Source organism: Rhizobium sp. RCC_161_2, assembly GCF_041355235.1.
Classification (GTDB): domain Bacteria; phylum Pseudomonadota; class Alphaproteobacteria; order Rhizobiales; family Rhizobiaceae; genus Rhizobium.
This window is the reverse complement of record NZ_JBFUPL010000002.1, coordinates 294,088-310,591: the sequence shown is the minus strand read 5'-3', so window position 1 is coordinate 310,591 and position 16,504 is coordinate 294,088. Positions and strand designations below refer to the sequence as shown.

The window sequence follows — 16,504 nt, the reverse complement described above, 5'->3', positions numbered from 1 at the left end:
CCCGCGGATCGGATGCGCCCTGAGAACGTCCAAAGATTTATAACGGAGCGTGCGCCCTGTCCAGAGAGGTCACGCCGGCTCGTAGCGGACATAGGCGAATTCATCGCCATCGGGCGACCAGTTCGGCACATTGATACTTCCCTGCCCGCCGAAGAGTTCGAAGAGCGTCACGAGATTGCCGCCATCCATGTCCATCAATCGCATGCGAACATTCAGATCGCGCGGATGATCGAAGACATCGGGATCGTAGGAAATCAGCACGACCTTGTCGTTCCCGGGCGATGGATGGGCGAACCAGTTGCCGTAATTGTCGTTTGTCACCTGCTGGAGACCAGTGCCGTCGGGATGGATGCGCCAGATCTGCATCAGGCCGGTGCGGCTCGAATTGAAGTAGATCCATCGCCCGTCGGCGGAATAGTCCGGCCCGTCGTTGCGGCCCTCGCCATGCGTTAGCCGCGTTTCCTCGCCGCCGTCGACCGAGATCGTGTAGATGTCGAAGACGTCGTTGCGGATACCGCAATAGGAGAAGTGCTTCCCGTCGGGCGACCAGCCATGCCAGTAGGACGGCAGATTGGTGGTCACCTGCCGTGGTGTCCCGCCTTCGGCCGGTAGGACGTAGATGCAGGACTTGCCATGCTGGGTCTTGTCGGAAATGGCGATCAGCGAGCCATCCGGCGAAATGCCGTGATCGTTGTTGCAGAGCGTCGCAAAATCGGTATCGACCTGAACGGGCTCGGCTTTGCCGTCGAGGGCAATCCGGTAAAGCAGTCCATCGGCGTTCAGCAGCAGATAGCGCCCATCCGGCGCGAAATTCGGCGCCTCGATCAATGTGTCCGTCTGCCAGACGATCCGGTTCTCACCGGTGCGAATATTGTAGATCTCGACCGAACTGCGCATTGCTTCTCCACTCGCCGGATGGCGTTACGATCAACGATCGCGGAACCGGTTGGTGATCGGATAGCGCCGGTCGCGGCCGAAATTCTTCGTGGTGATCCTCACGCCCGGCGCCGACTGCCGGCGCTTGTATTCAGCGAGATAAAGCAGATGTTCGATCCGGTGAACTGTCGCAATATCGTGCCCGCGCGCGACGATCTCCTCCACCGCCATCTCCTTCTCCACCAGGCATTCGAGGATATCGTCGAGCACCGGATAGGGCGGCAGCGAATCCTGGTCTGTCTGGTTCGGCCGGAGTTCGGCCGACGGCGCCTTGTCGATAATGTTGTAAGGGATCACCTCGCCCGATGGGCCGAGCGCGCCGGGCGGCACATGCAGGTTGCGCCAGCGCGATAGCGCATAGACCTGCATCTTGTAGAGGTCCTTGATCGGGTTGAAGCCGCCGTTCATATCGCCATAAAGCGTGGCATAGCCGACCGACATTTCCGACTTGTTGCCGGTGGTGACCACCATCGAGCCGAACTTGTTGGAGATCGCCATCAGGATAGTGCCACGAGCACGGCTTTGCAGGTTTTCCTCGGTGATGCCGCTCTCGGTGCCTTCGAACAGATCGGCCAGCGCGGCGTTGAAGCCCGTCACCGGTTCCTCGATCGGCACGATGTCGTAGCGGCAGCCGAGCGCCTTGGCACAATCGGCGGCATCCTTCAGCGAATCCTCCGACGTATAGCGGTAAGGCAGCATCACGGTACGCACCCGCTCCTCGCCGAGCGCATCGACGGCGATCGCAGCGCAGATGGCCGAATCGATACCGCCCGACAGGCCGAGCACGACCGATTTGAAGCCATTCTTGTTCACATAGTCGCGGAAGCCCAGCAGGCAGGCGCGATAATCAGCCTCCTCGCCTTCCGGGATATGGGCCATGGGACCTTCGCTGCAATGCCAGCCGTCGCCGTTCTTTTTCCAGGTCGTCACCGCGAGCGCGGTCTCGAACTGGCTCATCTGGAAAGCCAGTGTTCTGTCGGCGTTGAAAGCAAAGCTCGCGCCGTCGAAAACATACTCGTCCTGGCCACCGACCTGAGCTGCAAAGACGAGCGGCAAGCCCGACTCGATCACCTGGCGGAGCACGACCTGATAACGAACATCGACCTTGCCGCGATAGTAAGGTGAGCCGTTTGGAACCAAAAGAATTTCCGCGCCGCTTTCGGCCAGCGTTTCGCAGATGCCGAGATCGTTCCAAATCTCTTCGCAAATCGGGATACCAATCCGCACGCCTCGAAAATTAACCGGTCCGGCGATAGTCCCCTCATCAAAGACGCGCTTTTCGTCGAACTCGCCATAGTTTGGCAGATCGACCTTGTCCCTGACGAAGATAACTTTGCCGCCGTCAATCACAGCAACAGAATTGTAACGCCCCGTCTCATCCTGTCGCGGAAAGCCGATGATGACACCCGGTCCGCCATCGGCGGTATCAGCGGCAAGACTGTCCACGGCCTTCTGACACGCGCGGATGAAGGCCGGCTTCAGCACCAGATCCTCCGGCGGATAGCCGGAGATGAACAGCTCCGTGAACAGGACAAGCTGTGCGCCCTCGCGCGCCGCCTCGGCCCGGGCTTCACGCGCCTTTGCAAGGTTGCGGGAGACATCGCCGACCGTCGGATTGAGCTGCGCGACAGCGATGCGGATCGTCTGGGTGATGGGGCTTTGTTCTGTCATGCCATATATTTAACGACGGCGTCCCCGTTCCGCAACAGCCTTTGGCTGTCTTCGCGTGCGAAAGAGGGCGGCACTCGCACAAGCGGTATTTTGCCACCGGAAAAGTACTAAGCAAGCCTTGCGGTTCATCCGGTATTCATGACAAAGGAGTGACACTTCTGTGAAACATTTATAACATACGGAGAGATCGGTGGTCGCCCCGGTATCCAGTTCCGCATTGGCAGGCAAGCCCGCCATTCTGCAAAAGCTTGGCACGGCGAGACAGCAATCGGCGGCTCTCCGCCAGCTTCTCAGCCTTCTACTGACCTTCCTGTCTTCGCTGCTGATCGTCATCGCGGTCGAGTGGGTCGCGCGCGGCGAACTGACGGATATCCCGGCCTATTTTCTTTCAGCCAATCAGCCCGCCTTCACCACCGTCGGCATCGTCATGCTGCTGATGCTCGTGCTCGATGCTCTGTTCGGCCGCGCCCATCAGTCGATATTGGTGGTCGCACCTCTAGTCCTCATCCCGGCCTTCCTCTCCAACCAGAAGCAGCACTATCTCTCCGATCCGCTGTATCCCTCGGATTTCCTGTTTGCGCGCCAGATCATGGAGCTCATGCCGGTGATGGTGCGCGAACGGCCATGGACCGCCATCGCGCTCGCTTTCGGCATCATTGCCCTGGTCGCCGCCCTCGCACTTCTCTGGCGCTATGCCTGGCGGCATGCCGCGACGCTTTCGCGCCATGCCAGGGTCGCGCGGCTCTCCATCTGTATGCCCCTTGCGGCCCTCTTCGTCTCACAGATGGACGCGACCCAATATTCATTCATTCGCGAGAAATTGCGTATCATCCCCATCGTCTGGGATCAGAAGGAAAATTACAGCTACAACGGCTTCATCATCGCCTTCTCGCTGAACCTGCCGATGGCAGACGTCAAAGTGCCGGCGGGTTATGGGCCGGATGCGATGGACGCGATACCGGCCCGCAATTACGGTTATCTCTCAGCTCCGCGCCAGAAGCCTGACGTCATCATGCTGATGAGCGAATCCTTCTGGGATCCGACCCGGCTTTCCAAACTGACCTTCACACCGGACCCGATGCCGACCATTCGCGCGGCGCAATCCGGGCATGTCTTCTCGCCGGAGTTCGGCGGCATGACCGCGAATGTCGAGTTCGAGGCCCTGACCGGCTTCTCCAACGCCTTCCTGCCCTATGGCAGCATTCCCTACCAGCAATATGTCCGCAAACCGATGCCGTCGCTCGCCACCTTCTTCCGTGGCCAAGGTTATGCAGCGCGCGCGCTTCATCCTTTCAGCGGCTGGTTCTGGAATCGTAACGAAGTCTACACGGCCTTCGGCTTTGAGGAGTTCCACACGGAAGACACCATGCCGCCCATGGAAAAGCGCGGCATTTTCGCCTCGGACGACTCGCTGATGAAAGAGATCATGCACGAGGGCGACGAAATGGATCGGCCGTTCTTCTTTTTCGCCGTCACCCTGCAGGGCCATGGTCCCTATGAACCGAACCGCTATGCGCAGAACACCGTCGACATCAAGGGAGACCTGACGGACGCCGACCGCGATACGCTCGCGACCTATGCGCAGGGCGTGCGCGAATCCGATCAAAGCCTGAAAATGCTGATGGACTGGGCCGCCAAGCGCGACCGCGAAACGATCATCGTTCTCTGGGGCGATCATCTGCCGCCGCTCGGCAGCGTCTATCCGAACACCGGCTACATGCCCGAACAGGTGGCATCCAGAAAGGCGCCGCTCGACGTCATGAAGCGGGAGCACGAAACGCCGCTGGTCATCTGGTCAAGCAGGAAGGGGGTGCGCAAGGATGTCGGCACGATCAGCCCGTCGCAGCTGCCCTATCACATCCTCAAGACCGCCGGCTACGAACACCCGTTCTACACCGGTTTTCTCGGCCGGGTGCAGAAGAAGTACAACATCGTCGATCGCTATCAGCTCGCGACGCGCGACAACCAGACCTTTCCGGACTGGTCTCGCAACGAGCAGGATCTCGATCCCATAATGCGCGACTACCGCTATTTGCAGCATGACATGATGTTCGGACGAGAATACGGGCTCGACCGCTTCTTCCCGTCGCACGCCTGGCTGGTCAACCAGGGCAGCTAGGCTGCGACCCTTTTCACGTTGCATTTCCATCGGCCAGTCGAATACTTGGCACTCAAAGGCGATCGAGTCCTTGGAGTGTTCCCATGTATAATCTGCCCAATTTCGTTCATCAGCATTTCGACAAGACGGCCGAGGAGTTGGGCGAGGTCGAAAAGCGCGTGCTCAAGAAGGCACATGAGCGCAAGATCGTTTCCACCGACATCAATGCTGCCTTCTCCGCCAAAGCCTCTTATGGCGAACGCCTCGCGGACGGCATCGCCCGCGTCGGCGGCTCCTGGTCCTTCATCATCTGCTTCCTGCTGTTCCTGGTCTTCTGGTGCATCGTCAACACCATCGTCCTCCTCACCCGCGCCTTCGATCCCTACCCCTTCATCTTCCTCAACCTCGTCCTCTCCATGATCGCCGCCATCCAGGCCCCGATCATCATGATGTCACAGAACCGCCAGACCGAGCGTGACCGCTTCGAGGCCGCCAAGGACTACGAAGTCAATCTCAAGGCCGAACTCGAAGTCCTGTCGTTGCACCAAAAGATAGACCTGCAGGTACTGACAGAACTCGTGGCGGTGCGGGAAGAAGTCGCGAAACTGAGCAAGCTCGTGGCAGAGAAGAATGGGAGCTGATCAGCCTGACGGCCCCGCCGTCAACAACCCTGGCCGCCCTTGCCGATATTGTGGCAACCCATCGCCGATCTCGTAGAAATCGCCCTTGTCGGCGCAATAAATATGGTAGCTCAGCTTTAGATCACTCGGTTGATCGAACAGCCCGGCCATGATCGAGATATTGTCGGAGCTGTCCGCCGACCAGAACAGCGCCGAACCGCAGACGCGGCAGAAGCCCCGGCGCGCGAAGGAGCTGGCGCGATACCAGGTGATCGCCTCCTCGCCTTCGATGGTGATGTTATCGCGAGGCACGTCAGTTGCTGCATAGTAGAGCCCGGTCTGCTTGCGGCATTGCGAGCAATGGCAGGCAACAACCTCCCGTAATGCGCCCTGTGTCTTGAAACGTACGGCTCCGCAAAGGCAGGCGCCGGTGTGTTCGTCATTCATGCTGATCCCCTTCGTTTCCCCGCAATCTTGACGAGGACACCACCAGCGTCAAACGCAAAGAAATGAAACAATCTTCAGCCGGATTGATTGCAGATGCACCAAAACAAACGGGCCGGTTTTGAGCCGGCCCGTGCATAAGGAATGATGTGGTAGCGCTCGATCAGCCGCGCGCAGCCAGGCGCTTCTCGTCGCGCCCGCCCTTCATGCGCTCAGCCAGCAGGAAGGCCAGCTCCAGGGCCTGATCGGCATTGAGACGCGGATCGCAATGCGTATGGTAGCGATCCTGCAGATCGTCGGCGCCGACGGCACGGGCGCCGCCCGTGCATTCGGTCACATCCTTGCCGGTCATCTCAATATGGATACCACCCGGATGCGTGCCCTCGGCGCGGTGGATCTGGAAGAAGCTTTCGACTTCCGACAGGATACGCTCGAACGGCCGGGTCTTGTAGTTGTTAAGCGTGATCGTGTTGCCGTGCATCGGATCGCAGGACCAGACGACCTTGCGGCCTTCGCGCTCGACGGCGCGAATGAGACGCGGGAGGTTGTCGGCGACCTTATCATGGCCGAAACGGCAGATCAGCGTCAGGCGGCCGGCCTCGTTCGTCGGGTTGAGGATGTCGATCAGGTTGAGCAGATCGTCCGCCTGCAGCGAAGGACCGCACTTCAAACCGATCGGGTTCTTGATCCCACGGAAATACTCGATATGTGCATGGTCGGCCTGGCGCGTGCGGTCGCCGATCCAGAGCATGTGGCCCGAGGTCGCATACCAGTCGCCTGAGGTGGAATCGACACGCGTGAAGGCCTCTTCGTAGCCGAGCAGCAGCGCTTCATGGCTGGTGAAGAAATCGGTCTCGCGCAGGCTCGGATTATTTTCCGAGGAGATGCCGATCGCCTTCATGAAATCCATGGTCTCGCTGATGCGGTCGGCGAGCTTGCGGTAGCGCTCGCCCTGCGGGCTGTCCTTGACGAAGCCGAGCATCCACTGGTGCACGTTTTCGAGGTTGGCATAACCGCCCATCGCAAAGGCGCGCAGAAGATTGAGGGTCGCCGCCGACTGGCGGTAAGCCATCAGCTGACGTTCCGGATTGGGGATGCGCGCTTCTTCGTTGAATTCGATGCCGTTGACGATATCGCCGCGATAGCTCGGCAGCGACACGCCGCCCTGGGTTTCGATGCCCGAGGAACGCGGCTTGGCGAACTGACCGGCGATACGGCCGACCTTAACGACCGGCAGCTGCGCACCAAACGTAAGGACGACGGCCATCTGCAGGAAGGCGCGGAAGAAGTCGCGGATCGTGTCGGCGCCATGCTCGGCAAAGCTCTCGGCGCAGTCGCCGCCCTGCAGCAGGAAGCCATTGCCTTCGGCAACATTGGCAAGATGCGCTTTCAGACGGCGAGCCTCACCGGCAAAAACGAGCGGCGGATAGCTAGCAAGCTGCGCTTCCGTTGCCGCCAGCGCCGCCTGGTCCGGATATTCCGGCACCTGCTGGATCGGTTTTTGCCGCCAAGTGCTCGGTGTCCAATTCTGTGCCATCTCACTCACCTGTTTTCGCGCCTGGTCTCTTCGCCAAGTGCCCGTCGCCGTAAATTGTGCGCGCTTATAAACCTTTGCCGGCCACTTGCAAAGGCGAACCAACTATTCGGCAGGTCTTTTGTGCGCCGGGGAATTACTATCCCTATTGCTTACACGCGCTCGCCGTTGCGGATGCGGTAGCTTGGGGAATACATCGTCACCAATTCTTCGGCCGCCGTCGGATGAACGGCCATGGTGCGATCGAAATCCTCCTTTGTGCAGCCGGCCTTCAGGGGAATGCCAAGCAGCTGCGCCATCTCACCGGCATCGTGGCCGAGAATATGCGCGCCGATCACCTTGCGGTCGGCGGCATTGACAATCAGCTTCATGATCATCTTCTCGCTGCGGCCAGACAATGTTGCCTTCATCGGTCGGAACTGGGCACGATAGACCTCGAGTTCCGGATAACGCCTGGCGGCCTCCTCCTCGCTCAGGCCCACCGTGCCGATCTCCGGCTGAGAGAAGACAGCCGTCGCGATCAGCTCGTGGTCCGGGCGGGTCGGATTGTTCTTGTAGACGGTCTCGATGAAACACATGGCCTCATGAATCGCCACCGGCGTCAGCTGTACCCGATCGGTGACATCTCCCAGCGCATAGATGTTCGGCACAGACGTCCGCGAATATTCGTCGACGACGATGGCACCGTGTTCGTTGATTGCCACGCCAGCGGCTTCGAGCCCGAGGCTCTTCGTATTCGGCGTGCGGCCGAGCGCCAGCATCACCGTGTCCACGGTCAATGCCTTGTCATTCTTCGTCCGGACGCTGAGACCCTCTTGCGTCTTCGTCACACTCTCGATGATGTCGTGGCAGAGGATACGGATGCCCTTGGCCTCCATTGCCTCATGCAGGCCCTTGCGTAGGTCCTGGTCAAAGCGCGACAGGATCTCGGCGCCACGATAGATCAGCGTCGTCTCAACACCGAGCCCGTGGAAGATATTGGCGAACTCCACGGCGATATAGCCGCCGCCGGCGATCAGGATCGATTTCGGCAACTCTTCCAGATGAAAAGCCTCGTTGGAAGAAATGCAGAATTCATGGCCTGGCAAGGCCGCATGCAGGTTCGGCGTTCCGCCTGTGGCGACGACAATCGTTTCCGCGGTAACGGTCTTACCGGTCTTCAGGAGACGGATCGTATGGGCATCGACCAGCTCGGCGCGCGTATCGAAGATCTCGGCCTTGGCGTTGTCGAGCCCCTTGCGATAAAGCCCCTCAAGCCGCTCGATTTCCTTGTCCTTCGCCTCGATCAGCTTCTTCCAGTCGAAGGTGCTTTCGCCGACAGTCCAGCCGAAGCCGGCTGCATCCTCGAAATGCTCGCTAAATTGCGAGGCATAGACGAAGAGCTTCTTCGGCACGCAGCCGCGGATAACGCATGTGCCGCCGTAACGATATTCCTCGGCGATGCCGACCTTCTTGCCGAGCGACGCGGCGACGCGCGCACTGCGCACGCCTCCCGAACCGCCACCAATGACGAAAAGATCGAAATCAAAGGAAGACATCGGATACTCCTGCGGAAATAAGAGCGGCGCGCGAAACGCTCATAGGTGTTGGCACTGATATAGGATCTCGACATGCTAAAAGAAAAGCCCGGAACGATATCCGGGCTCTTAAATTCAAAGAACTAGAGTTGCGCGACCCCAAGAATTCGGATGGGATCGCGACAAAAGATCAAGCTTATTTCTTGGTTGCCGGTGCCGGCGCAGGTGCCGGCTGGGCGCCGTTGGCATCGTCGGTCGATACAGGAGCGATCGGCGCCTTTACCACCTTCTGCAGGGCGTCGCTGCTCTGGTTGGCGAGATCGCGCGAAATGCCCTGGCCCCAGATGTCGGCCGCCTTGTAAAGTTCGCGCAAAGCAACCGGATTGTCCTGCAGGAATTTCTTGCCGGTTGGCGAGGTGAAGAAGGTGGCGATAGAGTTGAGCTCTTCGGTCGTAAATGCCTTTGAGTAGGTTACGGCAGCTTCACGCTCCAGGTCAGCGCGACGCGGTGCAAGGGCAAGTGCGGTTGCGTCGACGGACGAATTGATGGCGTCGCCGAAATTCGGGTTAGCCTGGATCATCGTGCTCTTCAACTGCTCGGCGAGATTCGGCAGGATGTTGTCGAACTGGTTCGTGACGCCGAGCGCGTTGATCGCGGCACGAGCGGCCTTGATCTGCTCTTCCGACACTTCCTGCGCGCTGACGGAGCCGAGCGCGATACCAGAAAGAACGATGGTTGCAGCGGCAAAACGGCCAAGACCCGCAATTTTGATCATGAGTTCAGTGCTCCTATGTATTGTTCGCCTGCAACGTGCGTGCGCCGGCGGGACCGGCAATGATCGCAAGTGTCGCCATGTTGATAAAGAGCCCGTGTTCGACAACACCGGGAATCGAATTCAGCGCAATCGACAGCGCCTCTGCATCAGGAATACGGCCAAAAGATGCGTCGATGATGAAATGCCCGCCATCGGTCGTGAAGTTGCCGTCTTCCGACTGACGCAGGTTGAGCGCGCCGGAAAGGCCAAGGCGAGCGGCCGTCTTCTCGATCTGGATACGCGTGGAAACAAGACCGAACGGATTGACCTCGATCGGCAGCGCAAACGCGCCAAGCGTCTGAACAACCTTGCTTTCGTCGGCAATGACAATCATTCGCTGCGACGAGGCCGCGACGATCTTTTCGCGCAGCAGCGCACCGCCGCCGCCCTTGATTAGCCGCAGCGCAGCGTCCAATTCGTCGGCGCCGTCGATGGTGAGATCGAGTTCGGGTCGTTCATCGAGCGACTTCAGCGGTACGCCAAGCTCGACACAGAGCCGCGCCGTCCGCTCAGAGGTCGGAACACCCTCGATCACGAGGCCGTCCGCAACCTTCTCAGCGAGCACCCGAACAAATTCCTCAGCCGTGGTGCCTGTTCCGATTCCGAGTCGCATACCGCTCTCGACATAGGCCAGAGCCGCCCGTGCAGCCTCGATCTTCATTTGGCGGGCGTCCATGCGCCACCTGCTCCCGATAGTTACGTTGGGTGCTGTTTACACGGCTCTCCGGGCAAACGAAAGCCAAAATAACGGCCTCACATAGAAATCCCGGACCATATTCGAGAGGCTTGCGGCGCCATTAGTTGCAATTGCCGGCCCGATCTTCTAACTCCGAAAGACTGGCTTTTCTCTTCTGTTCCAAAGGCTGATTCCTGGTGAAATCTCCCCTTGTCGTATTCGATCTCGACGGCACCCTGCTCGACACCCATGCCGATCTCGTCGCCAGCCTCAATCATACGATTGCAGCGCTCAATCTCGCACCCGTCAGCTACGACGACCTGACACATCTTGTCGGCAATGGTGCACAGGTGATGATCGAACGCGCCTGCAAGCTGCGGGATTACACGCTCGCTCCGGAAGAGCTGCCCGCGCTCCTTCAGCGCTTCATCACACACTATAGCGAGACGATGCCGGGGCTGACCGAACCTTATCCCGGCCTGCTGGCCGCCATGGATGCATTGAAGGGCCAGGGCTACAAGCTGGCGGTCTGCACCAACAAGATGGAATCCCTCGCCCGCACGCTGCTCGAGAGGCTCAATCTCACCCATTATTTCGAAGCCATCACCGGAGGGGACACCTTCCCCGTTCGCAAGCCGAATGCCGATCATCTGATCGGTACCGTGGAGCGCGCCGGCGGCGACATCAGCCGCACCGTCATGATCGGCGACAGCGTCAACGATATCCTCGTTGCCCGCAATGCCGGCGTCCCGTCGATCGCCGTACCCTTCGGCTATTCCGACGTCAGCGTGGAAACCCTCAGCCCAAGCCGCATCATCAGCCATTATGACGAGCTTACACCGGCGTTGGTCCAGGGGTTGCTTCCAGCTTAGGGCAGCGTCCGGCCAAATGCCGGGAGGCTCGCTTTACTTTATGCCCGAAGTTGTAATGGATCTTGCGCCATTCGCGCTCCTGCGCCACAACAGCATTACACAACCTTCACTTAACGGGATGAGGATCAGGCGGGAGTAACGTCACCCGCTTGCCATCCGCGCCGAAATGAGGGTGCGAATTGCGGTTTAAAGGCGGAGCGCGCGCTTGCTGATAGCAGACCCTGAAGACCGCAACAGCGGAAGACTGCCTCCACGAAAAGGGCGGTTTGCGCCGATAGTCCGTACGCTAGCAATTTGCACCGTCCTCTGCTCGGGAATTGCATTCTACATCTACGGCGACCGCATTATTGGCCGTGTCGAGGAAGCGATCGCGGCAAAGCCGGACCCGGCATTGCTTGCCGTCTACCAGAAATTCGAAATCGACCCACTGCCGAATATTGTTGCGGGCCGCACGCCCATGGTCTCCTATCTGGACATGCTGCGTCGCGAGCCGTGTGACTGGAATGCCCTTTATAGTTTCGCGGGAGAACTGCAGGTGCGAGGCTATCGCCGCGAAGCGGCAAAGGCTCTCGTCGCATTTTCCAACAAATGCGTACCTTCGAATGTCGCGCTCCAAAACGCGGCAGACATTCTCGGCGGTTTGGGCGATTTTGATGAGGCACTGAAAGTCTCGGACGAGCTTATAGCTATGACACCGGGCATGCGGGATTTTCACTTTCTGCGCGGACAAATCCGCCAGAGAGCGAAGAAATATCGCGATGCGATCGATGACTACTATTCTGTCATCGGTCTCTCCGACAGTCTGACGACACTCAACAGCTTGGTCTTTCAAAACATTTCCGACAGCTACTCCGCTCTCGGCAGCTATTGCGAAGCAATCGCACCGCTGCAGACTTGGATATCCATCAATCCAGAGCAGAACGATACTGCGGCCGTGCGTGGAATTATCAAGGATTACACCACCAAGGGAAAGTGCGCGGCGAGCTATGCCACAGGCAGCGACCGCTTCCCCACTCAGGGTAAAAGTGTGATCATCGCGAAGGTCAGCATCAACGGAGTGGACGGTAGGTTCGTGGTCGACACCGGCGCCGGCTTTGTATCCGTTAGCAAGGAATTCGCAACGCGGGCGAAGTTGCTGCTCGATGAGCGCAATGCGATTTCCCTGCAAACGGCCAACGGCGTCTCGCAAGGGCTCCGCACGACCGCCTCCACGGTCAAGGTCGGACGTGTGGAAGCCAATGATGTCACCACCGTCGTTCTCGCCGACGAAAAGGCGTTAGGCGGAGACATTGATGGCTTGTTGGGCCGCTCGTTCTTGTCGCGTTTCGATGTTACCTTCGGAAGCCGTGAATGGCGGATCGAAACCAAGGACTAACGTCGCTTTCTTTGCCCGGTTTCTGAGGCACGGTCTTCGCAAGCTTCACCATGAAAAAGGCGGCCCAAAAGACCGCCTTTTCTGTGTTCGAATATCAAACCGCAATCAGATCTGCGCCATGCGGGACTTGCTGGTCGCGTCGAGCGCCTTTTGCGTTGCCGCGTCACGATCGTAGACATCGTTGAAATACTGCACGACGCCGTTCTTGTTCGGCCAGGCGGTGAAGTAAGCGATGTAGATCGGGAACTTCTGCGGCACGGCCACGGCCTTGTTCTGGCCGCCGGCAATCTGCTTGGCGACATCATCAACCGTGGTGTTCAGGACGGCGGCGGCCATGGCGCGCGGATCGGCAAGGCGGACGCAGCCATGGCTGAGAGCGCGCATATCCTTCTTGAAGAAGCTCTTCTGCGGCGTGTCATGCATGTAGATCGCATGCGAGTTCGGGAAGAGGATCTTCAGCTCGCCCAGCGCGTTGTCGCTGCTCGGCGGCTGGCGGACTGAAACACTCTTGGTCGAACCGTACCAGTCGACGCTGGACGAGGCGACGGCGCGGCCACCGACCTCGACCTGATAACCCATGCGGTCGAGATAATTCGGATCGGAGCGCAGCTTCGGCAGCATCTCGTTGATGATAATCGACTGCGGAACGCCCCAGAACGGATTGAACTCGACGGTCTGGACCTGGTTCTGGAAGAAGAAGGTCTGATGCGCCTTGCTGCCGACGACGACGCGCATCGACAGCTGTTCCTGATTGTTGTTGTGATAATAGACCATAAAGGCCGGCTGGTTGATGAGGACGTAGCGCGGTCCGAGCTCGTCCGGCAGCCAGCGCAGCTGCTCCATTGCGATGACCAGCTTCTGGATCTTCACATCGTTGTTTTCGCCGACCATGGCGCGAACCGAAGACTGGCCGATGACGCCATCGGACGTCAGGCCCTTTTCCTTCTGGAAGTCCTCGACCAGCGACACGAGGTCCGGGGTGTAATCCGGCGTCCCCTGATAGGAGGCAAGCGTTTCAGCGTGAGCCGTCTTCAGCGCATCGGAGCCGCGATGCTGGATCGCCTTGACGATATTGGCCATTTCCGGCGAGCTGCCGCCCGGCTTCAGAGTGCCTGTCAACGAAATGGAGATGCTGTTGCCTTCGGCGCTGCTTGCACCCTTGAGCTTGGCAAGCTCGGCCTTCAGTTCCATGAACTGCTGGTTCGAAGGGCTGCGGCTATTGAGATAGGCGGCGACATCCGGGCTTGCGCGCAACAGGCCAAGCACCGGCATCAGGTTGACGTCCTTGCGCTTGAAGTCGTGATAGCCGGAGATCTTGTTCGGGTCGAGCCGGCCGCGCACCGTGTCTTGAACGAACATCAGCACCTTGCTGGAGAGCGCCAGCTCGAACTGCATCAGTGCACGGTCGCGCATCTCCGGATCGACACTTGCCTGGTCGAAGCTCGGCGGCGTCACGGCGTAATCGGCTGGATCGAGGCCGACGGAGGCCGCATCGGCCAGAACCGCCATGGCAGCCTTGGCCTTGTCGCTGATGGCACTGTCTGCAACCCAGACCAGCGGCTTGCTCTGGTCGGCGTAATAAGATTCGACCGCCTTGGCGACATCATTCGTCGCCATCAAACGAACTTCCGTCAGATGATGACGCTGCGAAGCATTGGAATCGACAGCTACCGGCGTCGCCGAAGCATCGGCAACAGCTCCGGTCACCACCGGATCCGCAAAACGATTGGAAGCGACCAGCCGCATGGCTTCGGGCTTGTAGGTATAATATTGCGGGGCATCGACCTTTGGCAGCGGCCCTTTTGCCTGCGGCGCCGGGCTGGAGCCAAGGGTATCCTGAGCCGGATTGGCGGGGACCGGGGCGGAGACTTGCGTACTCTGCTGGCGCCCCTGGCCTCCACGAATGAAGTCCATGAGGGTCATCGCGTTCGCGGATGTCGCGCCGACGGCGGAGATGCAGCAGGAAAGCGCCAGGACGGATGCTGCGGCTTTGGTGACAAGTTTCATTCTCTAATCAGTCCCCGTGTCATGCTGTAGCCTCAAGACAGACGGTGCTGTTTTCAAATCGGCCACGATGTTCCTAACATCGTTTAACCATCAAAATGAAAACGACCAGCCCCGCCTTTTGTTCAACGTCTCAACTTCGTGTGAGAAAGCAAAGACGCGCTTCGCGGTTTAATTCACACAAAATTATGAAATTATTAGTTAATTTTTTATTGAATTTTCCTGCGGTTTTCACGCGTCTATAAGCATGCTGCGAAGAATATCCACCGAGCGTGTCAAAAAGAACACGCCATTCTCCACAGGCGCAAAAACATGATGAATTTAGTCATGAAATACAAGCCTCAGCTGTTTTCTTGAGCGCCATTCGGACCTATATGGCAACTATCTTTTTCAACGGAAAAGCAGGATCAGGGATCATGACCTCCACCCGCACCGAAACCGACACGTTTGGCCCGATCGAAGTGGCAAGCGACCGCTATTGGGGCGCACAAGCGCAGCGCTCGCTCGGCAATTTCAAGATCGGCTGGGAAAAGCAGCCATTGTCGATCGTCCGCGCGCTGGGCATCGTCAAGCAGGCAGCCGCTCGCGCCAATGTGGAGCTCGGCCAACTGGATCCCGCTCTCGGTAAAGTGATCGCCGAAGCGGCGCAGGAAGTCATCGATGGCAAGCTCAACGAGCATTTTCCGCTGGTCGTCTGGCAAACTGGCTCCGGCACGCAATCGAACATGAATGCAAATGAAGTGATCTCCAACCGCGCAATCGAAATACTTGGCGGCGTCATGGGCTCCAAGAAGCCGGTGCACCCGAACGATCACGTTAATATGAGCCAGTCGTCGAACGACACCTATCCGACGGCAATGCATATCGCCTGCGCCGAGCAGATCGTCCATCACCTGTTGCCAAGCCTGCGACATCTGCATGCTGCTTTGGAAAAGAAGGTCGCCGACTTCGCTCATATCATCAAGATCGGCCGCACCCACACGCAGGACGCCACGCCGCTGACGCTGGGCCAGGAGTTTTCCGGCTATGCGGCACAGGTCGCCTCGGCCATCAAGCGCATCGAACTGACGCTGCCGGGTCTCAGCGAACTCGCCCAGGGCGGCACGGCTGTCGGAACCGGCCTCAATGCGCCGATCGGCTTTGCCGAGAAAGTCGCGGACGAGATCGCCAAGATCACCGGCCTGCCCTTCGTCACCGCCCCGAATAAGTTCGAGGCGCTTGCCGCCCATGATTCGATGGTCTTCAGCCATGGCGCCATCAACGCCGCGGCGGCCGCCCTCTTCAAGATCGCCAACGACATCCGCCTGCTCGGCTCCGGCCCGCGCTCCGGGCTCGGCGAGTTGTCGCTGCCGGAAAACGAACCGGGCTCCTCGATCATGCCGGGCAAGGTCAATCCTACACAGTGCGAAGCCCTGACGCAGGTCTGCATCCACATCTTCGGCAACAACGCCGCCCTCACCTTCGCCGACAGCCAGGGTCATTTCGAGCTCAACGTCTACAACCCGATGATGGCCTATAACTTCCTGCAGTCGGTGCAACTGCTCGGTGACGCCGCAGTCTCCTTCACCGACAATTGCGTCGTCGGCATCGAGGCACGCGAGGACAATATCAAGGCGGGCCTGGAACGCTCGTTGATGCTGGTCACCGCGCTCGCCCCGAAGATCGGCTACGACAACGCCGCCAAGATCGCCAAGACGGCACATAAGAACGGCACGACGCTGAAGGAAGAAGCCTTGGCGAGCGGGCTGGTTACGGCCGAGGACTACGATGCGATCGTCCGGCCGGAGACGATGATCGGGCCGAAGTAAGTTCAGCTTGTGAAGAGAGCTCCCGACTAGCCGCCGGGAGCCCACACCGGATTGATTGTCAGTGATCATCGACAATCTCCTAATTTGAAATTCCATCGTCGCACCCAAGCAATTGCATTTGGACCCTGCCGGATT

At 59.1% G+C, this 16,504-nt stretch carries 13 protein-coding genes; 5 read left to right on the top strand and 8 right to left on the bottom strand.

Translation table 11 applies throughout. The features are described 5' to 3' along the window. Positions 1 to 69: 69 nt before the first annotated feature. Both AB6803_RS05630 and AB6803_RS05625 read right to left on the bottom strand, forming a co-directional pair. Positions 70 to 897: a hypothetical protein gene (locus tag AB6803_RS05630; RefSeq protein WP_371107964.1), complete on the bottom strand. Its 828-nt coding sequence runs from the start codon at positions 895 to 897 to the stop codon at positions 70 to 72. Positions 898 to 927: 30 nt separating this feature from the next. Further along, the gene (locus AB6803_RS05625) at positions 928 to 2,607 is read right to left on the bottom strand and encodes an NAD+ synthase (protein ID WP_371107963.1); all 1,680 of its coding nucleotides are present in this window, start codon (positions 2,605 to 2,607) and stop codon (positions 928 to 930) included. Between the two features lie 190 nt (positions 2,608 to 2,797). Between AB6803_RS05625 and AB6803_RS05620 the strand changes: the two genes are divergently transcribed. Together AB6803_RS05620 and AB6803_RS05615 are read left to right on the top strand one after the other, a co-directional pair. Further along, on the top strand, positions 2,798 to 4,726 hold the full coding sequence (locus AB6803_RS05620) for an LTA synthase family protein (RefSeq protein ID WP_371107962.1): 1,929 nt from the start codon (positions 2,798 to 2,800) through the stop codon (positions 4,724 to 4,726). A gap of 83 nt (positions 4,727 to 4,809) precedes the next feature. Beyond that, entirely contained in the window at positions 4,810 to 5,346 is a 537-nt protein-coding gene (locus AB6803_RS05615; RefSeq protein ID WP_174051536.1) for a DUF1003 domain-containing protein, read from the top strand. Here the strand turns inward: AB6803_RS05615 and AB6803_RS05610 are convergent, their stop codons facing one another. The 5 genes from AB6803_RS05610 to rpiA form a co-directional block, all read right to left on the bottom strand. After that, the gene (locus AB6803_RS05610) at positions 5,347 to 5,772 is read right to left on the bottom strand and encodes a GFA family protein (protein WP_371107961.1); all 426 of its coding nucleotides are present in this window, start codon (positions 5,770 to 5,772) and stop codon (positions 5,347 to 5,349) included. Positions 5,773 to 5,932: 160 nt separating this feature from the next. After that, complete coding sequence (locus tag AB6803_RS05605; RefSeq protein WP_371107960.1) at positions 5,933 to 7,306, bottom strand: class II 3-deoxy-7-phosphoheptulonate synthase; 1,374 nt, start codon at positions 7,304 to 7,306, stop codon at positions 5,933 to 5,935. A gap of 149 nt (positions 7,307 to 7,455) precedes the next feature. Beyond that, positions 7,456 to 8,841 carry a glutathione-disulfide reductase gene (gene gor, locus AB6803_RS05600; protein ID WP_371107959.1) on the bottom strand — a complete coding sequence of 462 codons (1,386 nt, stop codon included), beginning with the start codon at positions 8,839 to 8,841 and terminating at the stop codon, positions 7,456 to 7,458. Positions 8,842 to 9,016: 175 nt separating this feature from the next. Then, positions 9,017 to 9,595: a DUF2059 domain-containing protein gene (locus AB6803_RS05595; protein ID WP_371107958.1), complete on the bottom strand. Its 579-nt coding sequence runs from the start codon at positions 9,593 to 9,595 to the stop codon at positions 9,017 to 9,019. A gap of 13 nt (positions 9,596 to 9,608) precedes the next feature. Beyond that, positions 9,609 to 10,310: a ribose-5-phosphate isomerase RpiA gene (gene rpiA, locus AB6803_RS05590; RefSeq protein WP_371107957.1), complete on the bottom strand. Its 702-nt coding sequence runs from the start codon at positions 10,308 to 10,310 to the stop codon at positions 9,609 to 9,611. Positions 10,311 to 10,507: 197 nt separating this feature from the next. On the opposite strand from rpiA, the gene gph reads away from it, so the two are divergent. Next, complete coding sequence (gene gph / locus AB6803_RS05585) at positions 10,508 to 11,182, top strand: phosphoglycolate phosphatase (RefSeq protein ID WP_371107956.1); 675 nt, start codon at positions 10,508 to 10,510, stop codon at positions 11,180 to 11,182. A gap of 475 nt (positions 11,183 to 11,657) precedes the next feature. Beyond that, complete coding sequence (locus AB6803_RS05580) at positions 11,658 to 12,557, top strand: retroviral-like aspartic protease family protein (RefSeq protein ID WP_371107955.1); 900 nt, start codon at positions 11,658 to 11,660, stop codon at positions 12,555 to 12,557. Between the two features lie 105 nt (positions 12,558 to 12,662). Here AB6803_RS05580 and AB6803_RS05575 read toward each other — a convergent pair whose 3' ends face one another. After that, positions 12,663 to 14,564, bottom strand: coding sequence for a murein L,D-transpeptidase (locus tag AB6803_RS05575; RefSeq protein ID WP_371107954.1), 1,902 nt, complete (start codon positions 14,562 to 14,564; stop codon positions 12,663 to 12,665). A 413-nt stretch (positions 14,565 to 14,977) separates the two neighbouring features. On the opposite strand from AB6803_RS05575, the gene fumC reads away from it, so the two are divergent. After that, positions 14,978 to 16,369 carry a class II fumarate hydratase gene (fumC, locus tag AB6803_RS05570; RefSeq protein ID WP_371107953.1) on the top strand — a complete coding sequence of 464 codons (1,392 nt, stop codon included), beginning with the start codon at positions 14,978 to 14,980 and terminating at the stop codon, positions 16,367 to 16,369. Positions 16,370 to 16,504 lie beyond the last annotated feature (135 nt).

What these genes read in the sequence shown, in the direction of transcription:
- AB6803_RS05575 (WP_371107954.1), bottom strand. Translation starts at nt 14,564, where the DNA reads ATGAAACTTGTCACCAAAGCCGCAGCATCCGTCCTGGCGCTTTCCTGC.
- AB6803_RS05615 (WP_174051536.1), top strand. Translation starts at nt 4,810, where the DNA reads ATGTATAATCTGCCCAATTTCGTTCATCAGCATTTCGACAAGACGGCC.
- AB6803_RS05610 (WP_371107961.1), bottom strand. Translation starts at nt 5,772, where the DNA reads ATGAATGACGAACACACCGGCGCCTGCCTTTGCGGAGCCGTACGTTTC.
- AB6803_RS05580 (WP_371107955.1), top strand. Translation starts at nt 11,658, where the DNA reads ATGCTGCGTCGCGAGCCGTGTGACTGGAATGCCCTTTATAGTTTCGCG.
- AB6803_RS05625 (WP_371107963.1), bottom strand. Translation starts at nt 2,607, where the DNA reads ATGACAGAACAAAGCCCCATCACCCAGACGATCCGCATCGCTGTCGCG.
- AB6803_RS05605 (WP_371107960.1), bottom strand. Translation starts at nt 7,306, where the DNA reads ATGGCACAGAATTGGACACCGAGCACTTGGCGGCAAAAACCGATCCAG.
- rpiA (WP_371107957.1), bottom strand. Translation starts at nt 10,310, where the DNA reads ATGGACGCCCGCCAAATGAAGATCGAGGCTGCACGGGCGGCTCTGGCC.
- fumC (WP_371107953.1), top strand. Translation starts at nt 14,978, where the DNA reads ATGACCTCCACCCGCACCGAAACCGACACGTTTGGCCCGATCGAAGTG.
- AB6803_RS05595 (WP_371107958.1), bottom strand. Translation starts at nt 9,595, where the DNA reads ATGATCAAAATTGCGGGTCTTGGCCGTTTTGCCGCTGCAACCATCGTT.
- gor (WP_371107959.1), bottom strand. Translation starts at nt 8,841, where the DNA reads ATGTCTTCCTTTGATTTCGATCTTTTCGTCATTGGTGGCGGTTCGGGA.
- AB6803_RS05630 (WP_371107964.1), bottom strand. Translation starts at nt 897, where the DNA reads ATGCGCAGTTCGGTCGAGATCTACAATATTCGCACCGGTGAGAACCGG.